The sequence below is a fragment of the Paracoccus sp. S-4012 genome, assembly GCF_009674885.1.
Lineage (GTDB): Bacteria > Pseudomonadota > Alphaproteobacteria > Rhodobacterales > Rhodobacteraceae > Paracoccus.
Genome location: NZ_WKKA01000004.1, coordinates 253,508 through 260,391 on the forward strand (window position 1 = coordinate 253,508; position 6,884 = coordinate 260,391).

The 6,884-nt window shown below is 66.2% G+C and carries 10 protein-coding genes and 2 pseudogenes; 1 reads left to right on the forward strand and 11 read right to left on the reverse strand.

Translation table 11 applies throughout. The features are described 5' to 3' along the window. Positions 1–10: 10 nt before the first annotated feature. The 10 genes and pseudogenes from GI374_RS08105 to rpsJ form a co-directional block, all read right to left on the reverse strand. Positions 11–421 (reverse strand): DUF1801 domain-containing protein, encoded by a 411-nt coding sequence (locus tag GI374_RS08105; RefSeq protein WP_154336513.1) that lies wholly within the window; start codon positions 419–421, stop codon positions 11–13. A 69-nt stretch (positions 422–490) separates the two neighbouring features. Next, positions 491–904 (reverse strand): 50S ribosomal protein L16, encoded by a 414-nt coding sequence (rplP, locus tag GI374_RS08110; protein ID WP_154336514.1) that lies wholly within the window; start codon positions 902–904, stop codon positions 491–493. A gap of 13 nt (positions 905–917) precedes the next feature. Continuing rightward, positions 918–1,634: a 30S ribosomal protein S3 gene (gene rpsC / locus GI374_RS08115; RefSeq protein WP_154336515.1), complete on the reverse strand. Its 717-nt coding sequence runs from the start codon at positions 1,632–1,634 to the stop codon at positions 918–920. Between the two features lie 104 nt (positions 1,635–1,738). Further along, positions 1,739–2,107: pseudogene (rplV, locus tag GI374_RS08120) on the reverse strand (50S ribosomal protein L22); the annotation flags it as partial. 4 nt (positions 2,108–2,111) lie between these two features. Then, positions 2,112–2,390, reverse strand: a complete 279-nt coding sequence (gene rpsS / locus GI374_RS08125; protein ID WP_154336517.1) for a 30S ribosomal protein S19 — start codon at positions 2,388–2,390, stop codon at positions 2,112–2,114. Positions 2,391–2,393: 3 nt separating this feature from the next. Further along, entirely contained in the window at positions 2,394–3,233 is an 840-nt protein-coding gene (gene rplB / locus GI374_RS08130; protein ID WP_154336518.1) for a 50S ribosomal protein L2, read from the reverse strand. 95 nt (positions 3,234–3,328) lie between these two features. Then, positions 3,329–3,628, reverse strand: a complete 300-nt coding sequence (locus GI374_RS08135; RefSeq protein ID WP_154336519.1) for a 50S ribosomal protein L23 — start codon at positions 3,626–3,628, stop codon at positions 3,329–3,331. After that, positions 3,625–4,269, reverse strand: coding sequence for a 50S ribosomal protein L4 (gene rplD, locus GI374_RS08140; protein WP_154336520.1), 645 nt, complete (start codon positions 4,267–4,269; stop codon positions 3,625–3,627). Before rplD ends, GI374_RS08135 begins: the two co-directional genes overlap by 4 nt. Then, positions 4,259–5,134 (reverse strand): 50S ribosomal protein L3, encoded by an 876-nt coding sequence (gene rplC / locus GI374_RS08145; RefSeq protein WP_154336521.1) that lies wholly within the window; start codon positions 5,132–5,134, stop codon positions 4,259–4,261. Before rplC ends, rplD begins: the two co-directional genes overlap by 11 nt. A 10-nt stretch (positions 5,135–5,144) precedes the next feature. Beyond that, on the reverse strand, positions 5,145–5,453 hold the full coding sequence (rpsJ, locus tag GI374_RS08150) for a 30S ribosomal protein S10 (protein ID WP_154336522.1): 309 nt from the start codon (positions 5,451–5,453) through the stop codon (positions 5,145–5,147). Between the two features lie 333 nt (positions 5,454–5,786). Here rpsJ and GI374_RS08155 point away from each other — a divergent pair, with 333 nt between their 5' ends. Then, positions 5,787–6,206, forward strand: a complete 420-nt coding sequence (locus tag GI374_RS08155) for a super-infection exclusion protein B (protein ID WP_229582938.1) — start codon at positions 5,787–5,789, stop codon at positions 6,204–6,206. Positions 6,207–6,453: 247 nt separating this feature from the next. Here GI374_RS08155 and tuf read toward each other — a convergent pair. Further along, positions 6,454–6,884, reverse strand: a pseudogene (gene tuf / locus GI374_RS08160) (elongation factor Tu); the annotation flags it as partial.

Genomic DNA, 6,884 nt, shown 5'->3' on the forward strand with positions numbered 1-6,884 from the left:
GAAGCCGGGCCTACATCTTCACGCCGGGGAGCGCGGCGGCCTGCCTGACCCAGTCGGCCAGTTGCGCCTCGTCGAGATCGTTCGCGCCGACATGGTAGTAGCGCACCTCCGGCTGTTTCGAGCCGACCGGCGGCGGCGGGTCGAGTGCGGCGCCGCGATGGAAGGCGAGCTTGAGGTAGTTCGTCATGGCGTGGAAGCTAAGGAACCAGCCCTCCTGCCCCGGCGCGCCGTAGAGGGGGGAGTTCCACTTCACCGCCTTGCGGACCTCGGGCACCGCATCGGTCACGATCCGGTCGATCCGGGCCGCAACCGCGCCTTTCCATTCCGGGGCGGCTGCGATCCATGCCTGCACTGGGGCGTTGCCCTCCCCCTTGGGGATCTGCGGGTTGCCGCCGGACAGGAGCCTGGGTTTCTCGCTCATGGCGGGACCGTAGCACGAAAAAGCCCCGCCGTCTCCGGCGGGGCCTCATGGGGTTCGCGCTTAGCGCGCTTACCAGTCTTCGCGTTGCACGATCCGCGACAGGACCGGCAGCTTCATCGCGCCGAGGCGCAGCGCCTCGCGGGCGGTCTCGTCGTCCACGCCGTCGATCTCGAACATGATCCGGCCGGGATGCACGCGGGCGGCCCAGAAGTCGACCGAGCCCTTGCCCTTGCCCATCCGCACCTCGGTCGGCTTGCCGGTCACCGGCACGTCCGGGAAGATGCGGATCCAGACCCGGCCCTGGCGCTTCATGTGGCGGGTGATCGCCCGGCGCGCGGCCTCGATCTGGCGCGCGGTGACGCGCTCGGGTTCGGTGGCCTTCAGGGCGAAGCTGCCGAAGTTCAGGTTGAACCCGCCCTTCGCCTCGCCGTGGATGCGGCCCTTGAACTGCTTGCGGAACTTCGTCCGTTTGGGTTGCAGCATGGTGTCCTACCTCTCAGCGCGCGTCGCGGTCACGGCGCGGGCCGCGCGACCCCGGACCGTCCTGCGATTCAGACGCGCGACGGTCATGGGCCTGCGGATCATGCTCCATGATCTCGCCCTTGAAGATCCAGACCTTGACCCCGATGATTCCGTACGGCGTCTCGGCCTCGCTCAGCGCATAGTCGATGTCGGCGCGCAGCGTGTGCAGCGGCACCCGGCCCTCGCGGTACCATTCGGTCCGCGCGATCTCGGCCCCGCCGAGGCGGCCGCCGACGTTCACCCGGATGCCGAGGGCACCCATCCGCATCGCGTTCTGCACCGCACGCTTCATGGCGCGGCGGAAGCTGACCCGGCGCTCGAGCTGCTGGGCGATCGACTCGGCCACCAGCTGCGCGTCCAGTTCGGGCTTGCGGACCTCGACGATGTTGAGGTGCAACTCGGACCTGGTGAAGTTCGCCAGCTTCTTGCGCAGCGTCTCGATATCGGCGCCCTTCTTGCCGATGATGACGCCGGGGCGCGCGGCATGGATCGTGACCCGCGCCTTCTTGTGCGGCCGCTCGATGATGACGCGGCTGACGCCGGCCTGCTTGGCTTCCTTGTGGATGAACTCGCGCATCTTCAGGTCCTCCAGCAGGAGGTTCCCGTAGTCGCGGTCATCGGCGAACCAGCGGCTGTCCCAGGTGCGGTTGACCTGCAGGCGCATGCCGATGGGGTTGACCTTCTGTCCCATTACGCGAGCTCCTCGGCAGCGGTTTCGGCGGGGGCCGTGTTCCCGGCACGGGCGTCCGTGCGGGCCTTGCGGGCGGCCTTCTTCGCGGCCTCCTGCGCGGCGAGGTCGACCTCGCGCACCTTGATGGTGATCTCCGAGAACGGCTTCATGATCTTGCCGAAACGGCCGCGCGCGCGCGGACGGCCGCGCTTGAGCGTCATGTTCTTGCCGACCCAGGCCTCGGCCACGACCAGCTGGTCGACGTCGAGGTTGTGGTTGTTCTCGGCATTGGCGATCGCCGACTGCAGCGCCTTCTTGACGTCGCCGGCGATGCGCCGCTTCGAGAAGGTGAGGTCGGCGAGCGCCTTCTCGACCTTCTTGCCGCGGATCATGGCGGCGACGAGGTTCAGCTTCTGCGGCGAGGTGCGAAGCATCCGGGTCTTCGCCATCGCCTCGTTCTCCGCCACGCGGCGCGGGTTCTGTTCCTTGCCCATGACGTTACTTCCTCTTGGCTTTCTTGTCGGCCGCGTGACCGTAATAGGTCCGCGTCGGCGAGTACTCACCGAACTTCTGGCCGATCATCTCTTCGGTCACGTTGACCGGGATGTGCTTCTTGCCGTTGTAGACGCCGAAGGTCAGCCCGACGAATTGCGGCAGGATGGTGGAGCGGCGCGACCAGATCCTGATCACGTCCGAGCGGCCACTGTCGCGCGCCTTTTCGGCCTTCTTCAGGACATAGGCGTCGACGAAGGGGCCCTTCCAGATAGAACGTGCCATGGATCAGCGTCCCTTCTTCTTCGCGTGGCGCGACCGCAGGATGTACTGGTCGGAGGCCTTGGACTTGCGCGTGCGGTTGCCCTTGGTCCCCTTGCCCCAGGGGGTGACCGGGTGGCGGCCGCCCGAGGTGCGGCCCTCGCCGCCGCCATGCGGGTGGTCGATCGGGTTCATGGCGACGCCGCGGACCGTCGGGCGGATGCCCATGTGACGGCGCCGGCCGGCCTTGCCGAAGTTCTGGTTGCTGTGGTCCGGGTTCGACACCGCGCCGATCGTGGCCATGCATTCCTGGCGGACCATCCGCAGCTCGCCCGAGCTGAGGCGGATCTGCGCGTAGCCGCCGTCGCGGCCCACGAATTGGGCGTAGGTCCCGGCCGAGCGCGCGATCTGGCCGCCCTTGCCGGGCTTCATCTCGACGTTGTGGACGATCGTGCCGATCGGCATGCCCGAGAACGGCATCGCGTTGCCCGGCTTCACGTCCACGCGGGCGCCGGCGACGATCCTGTCGCCCACGGCCAGCCGCTGCGGCGCGAGGATATAGGCCTGCTCGCCGTCCTGATACTGGATCAGGGCGATGAAGGCGGTGCGGTTCGGGTCGTATTCGATGCGCAGCACGTGGCCGACCACGTCATGCTTGGTGCGCTTGAAATCGACGATCCGGTAGAGGCGCTTCGCACCCCCGCCCTTGTGCCACGACGTGATCCGCCCGGTGTTGTTGCGCCCGCCGGTCTTGCTCAACCCTTCGGTGAGCTTCTTGACCGGACGGCCCTTCCACAGCTCCGAGCGGTCGATCAGAACCAGCCCGCGCTGGCCAGGCGTCGTCGGCTTGTACGACTTGAGTGCCATGCTTTCTGTCTTCCGCTAAGTGATGGACCGAAGTCCGTTGGAAATCGAAACGCCGCGCGGCGATCCCGGAAGGACCGCCGCGCCGCTGCCTGATGTCAGAGCCCGGTCGACACGTCGATGCTGTTGCCAGCTTCGAGCGTCACATAGGCCTTCTTGACGTCGCTGCGGCGGCCGGGGCGGCCGCGGAAACGCTTGGTCTTGCCCTTGGTGACAACGGTGTTGACCGCCGTGACCTTCACGCCGAACAGCGCCTCGACCGCGTCGCGGATCTGGGGCTTGCTGGCGTCGCGGGCCACCTGGAAGGCGTAGGCATTGGCGAGCTCGGTCGCCATGGTCGCCTTCTCGGTGATGACCGGCTTCACGATCACGTCGTAATGCTCGGGTTTGGTGCTCATGCCTGGGCTTCCTTCTCGCCGCCCGACAGGCGGGCCTGGAGGGCCTCGACGCCGGCGCGGGTGATGACCAGCGTGTCGCGGCGCAGGATGTCATAGACGTTGGCGCCCATCGACGGCAGCACGTCCACGCCCTCGATGTTGCGCGCGGCACGGGCGAAGCCCTCGTTCACCTCGGCCCCGTCGATCACCAGCACCCGCTTCCAGCCCTTCTCGCGCAGCGCCTTGGCGAGGATCGCCGTCCTGGCTTCCGCGATGTTCAGGTCCTCGACGATGACCAGATCGCCCGAGCTCGCCTTGGCCGACAGCGCGTGCTTGAGGCCGAGGGCGCGCACCTTCTTCGGCAGGTCGAAGGCGTGGCTGCGCGGAACCGGGCCGGCATAGATGCCGCCCTTGCGGAAGATCGGCGCGTTGCGGCTGCCGTGGCGTGCGCCGCCGGTGCCCTTCTGGCGATAGATCTTCCGGGTCGAATACGACACCTCGGAGCGCCCGAGGGTCGAGTGCGTCCCCTGCTGCGCCTTCGCCCGCTGCCAGCGGACGACGCGGTGCAGGATGTCCGCGCGCGGGGTCAGCCCGAAGATGTCGTCGGGTAGCTCGATCGACCCGGCTTCGGCCGACGCGAACGAGATCACATCAGCTTTCATTGGACTTGTCCTCCACGGGCGCTTGGGCCTCGTTGCTGTCCTTGTCGGACTCGATCGACGCCTGCGCCTCGGCCAGCGCAGCCTCCTGCGCGGCGGCCTCGGCCTCGAGGGCGGCCTGACGCGCGGCTTCCTCCTCGGCGGCGGCAGCGGCGGCAGCCTCCTCGGCCAGACGCTTCGCCTCACGCTCGGCCGAGCGCAGGGCGGCGGGGTAGATCACGGTCTCGGCCAGCGGCTTCTTCACCGCGTCCTTGATCGTGACCCAGCCGCCCTTGGAGCCGGGGACCGAGCCCTTGACCATGATGAGCCCGCGGTCAGGATCGGTGCGGACCACCTGCAGGTTCTGCGTGGTGACCCGCACGGCCCCCAGATGGCCGGCCATCTTCTTGCCCTTGAACACCTTGCCCGGGTCCTGGCACTGGCCGGTCGAACCATGCGAGCGGTGGCTGATCGACACGCCGTGCGAGGCGCGCAGACCGCCGAAGTTGTGCCGCTTCATGGCACCGGCAAAGCCCTTGCCGATGGAGGTGCCGGCGATGTCCACGAACTGCCCGGCGAAGTAATGGGCGGCGATGATCTCCTCGCCGACCTCGATCAGGTTCTCGGGAGCGACGCGGAACTCGGCGATCTTGCGCTTGGGCGCGACATTCGCCTTGGCGAAATGCCCGCGCATGGGCGCGGTGACGCGCTTGGCCTTGGCCTCGCCCGCGCCGAGCTGGACGGCGGTATAGCCATCACGCTCGACCGTGCGCTGCGCCACGACCTGGAGGTTGTCCACATGGAGCACGGTCACCGGAACCTGGCGGCCGTCCTCGAGGAACAGCCGGGTCATGCCGAGCTTCTTGGCGATCAAACCTGTGCGAAGCATGGCGCCCTCCTCAGACCTTGATCTCGACGTCGACGCCGGCCGCGAGGTCGAGCTTCATCAGCGCGTCCACGGTCTGGGGCGTCGGGTCGACGATGTCGAGGAGCCGCTTGTGCGTGCGGATCTCCCACTGGTCGCGCGACTTCTTGTCGATATGCGGACCGCGCAGGACGGTGAATTTCTCGATCTGGTTGGGCAGCGGAATCGGGCCGCGCACCTGCGCACCGGTGCGCTTGGCCGTGTTGACGATCTCCTGCGTGCTGGCGTCCAGCACGCGGTAATCGAAGGCCTTCAGCCGGATGCGGATAGTCTGGCTCTGCATCGAAGCATCCCTCTGGCGGGGATTTCAGTCGAGAGGCTGACGACACACCACGCGCCGCCAGCGTCGGACCTTTGACAGAAAAACTGCAAGGCCGCCCCCTTAGCGGGCGGCCCTGACAGATGCAACCGATTCGGGGGCGCGGAGGCGGTCCGGTCGGAGATGGCGGCTTGTGGCGGATGGCGGGGCGAGTGTCAAGGGCGCGGGGAGAGCACACTATCAAACTGCGGCACGTCGAATGTGCTTTCCCAGCAGTTCGGACCGAGCAATGACATCTTTTCGGCAGCTTCTCGTGCTCGTACACTGCAAAAGACACGCGAATGCGAGCGAGCAAATATGCCTGATCTCACCGCCCTACTCAGCGTTCTGAAATCGCCGAAAACTGCGCTCGCGGTGCTACTTTTCAGCACGAGCCTGCTGTTTTTTCCCTTCGATGCGATGGGATTGAAACGCCCTTCATTCACAACTGAGTACGAAGCATTGATTGTCGTCGCGATGTTCCTTTCCGGAGCACTGCTGGTTGTGGACTTATTCTTGGCCGGGTGGCGAATGGTACAAAAACCCCTACTCGCGCGCCAAAGAAAGACGTTCGTGACCGAAGCCTTTCTCTCCCTTAATCTTCAGGAGCTGTCGGTTCTATGGGCGATGACCCAAGCGGGGACGAGAACGATCAAAGGGCCATTCGATAGCCCGGTGATGATTTCTCTTCGACAAAAGGGTGTCTTGGGCTCCTCTCTGGTCCGCAGAGCGCGTTAGCTATGCACCATTACATGCCTGATGACATTTATCGAATTGTACGCGATCGCGGCTATGAGCGGTTTCCCTCGGAATTTAGAGGCTCAGTCCGGTTCGAGGACGAGGTTCGCTCTATCGTACAGAGAGCGACTTATAGATGGCAGTGGTAGTGAAGCAGTTTACCCGTCCCTTCACTACAAATGCGAAGGCCGCCCCTTTCGGGACGACCCTCTTTGTCACCTGACCGCTGGCCCCGCAGGACCACCGATCACTCGATGATCTTCGCCACCACGCCGGCGCCGACGGTGCGGCCGCCCTCGCGGATGGCGAAGCGGAGCTTCTCCTCCATGGCGATGGGCGCGATCAGTTCGACCTCGAACTTCAGGTTGTCGCCCGGCATCACCATCTCGGTGCCTTCCGGCAGCTTCACCGTCCCGGTCACGTCCGTGGTGCGGAAGTAGAACTGCGGCCGGTAATTCGCGAAGAACGGCGTGTGGCGGCCGCCCTCTTCCTTGGTCAGGATATAGGCCTCGGCCTCGAACTTGGTGTGCGGCTTCACCGAGCCAGGCTTGGCCAGCACCTGCCCGCGCTCGACGCCGTCGCGGTCGATGCCGCGCAGCAGCGCGCCGATGTTGTCGCCGGCCTCGCCGCGGTCGAGCAGCTTGCGGAACATCTCGACGCCGGTGCAGATCGTCTTCT

What these genes read in the sequence shown, in the direction of transcription:
- rplC (WP_154336521.1), bottom strand. Translation starts at nt 5,134, where the DNA reads ATGCTTCGCACAGGTTTGATCGCCAAGAAGCTCGGCATGACCCGGCTG.
- rpsJ (WP_154336522.1), bottom strand. Translation starts at nt 5,453, where the DNA reads ATGCAGAGCCAGACTATCCGCATCCGGCTGAAGGCCTTCGATTACCGC.
- rpsC (WP_154336515.1), bottom strand. Translation starts at nt 1,634, where the DNA reads ATGGGACAGAAGGTCAACCCCATCGGCATGCGCCTGCAGGTCAACCGC.
- GI374_RS08155 (WP_229582938.1), top strand. Translation starts at nt 5,787, where the DNA reads ATGCCTGATCTCACCGCCCTACTCAGCGTTCTGAAATCGCCGAAAACT.
- GI374_RS08105 (WP_154336513.1), bottom strand. Translation starts at nt 421, where the DNA reads ATGAGCGAGAAACCCAGGCTCCTGTCCGGCGGCAACCCGCAGATCCCC.
- rplP (WP_154336514.1), bottom strand. Translation starts at nt 904, where the DNA reads ATGCTGCAACCCAAACGGACGAAGTTCCGCAAGCAGTTCAAGGGCCGC.
- GI374_RS08135 (WP_154336519.1), bottom strand. Translation starts at nt 3,628, where the DNA reads ATGAGCACCAAACCCGAGCATTACGACGTGATCGTGAAGCCGGTCATC.
- rplB (WP_154336518.1), bottom strand. Translation starts at nt 3,233, where the DNA reads ATGGCACTCAAGTCGTACAAGCCGACGACGCCTGGCCAGCGCGGGCTG.
- rpsS (WP_154336517.1), bottom strand. Translation starts at nt 2,390, where the DNA reads ATGGCACGTTCTATCTGGAAGGGCCCCTTCGTCGACGCCTATGTCCTG.
- rplD (WP_154336520.1), bottom strand. Translation starts at nt 4,269, where the DNA reads ATGAAAGCTGATGTGATCTCGTTCGCGTCGGCCGAAGCCGGGTCGATC.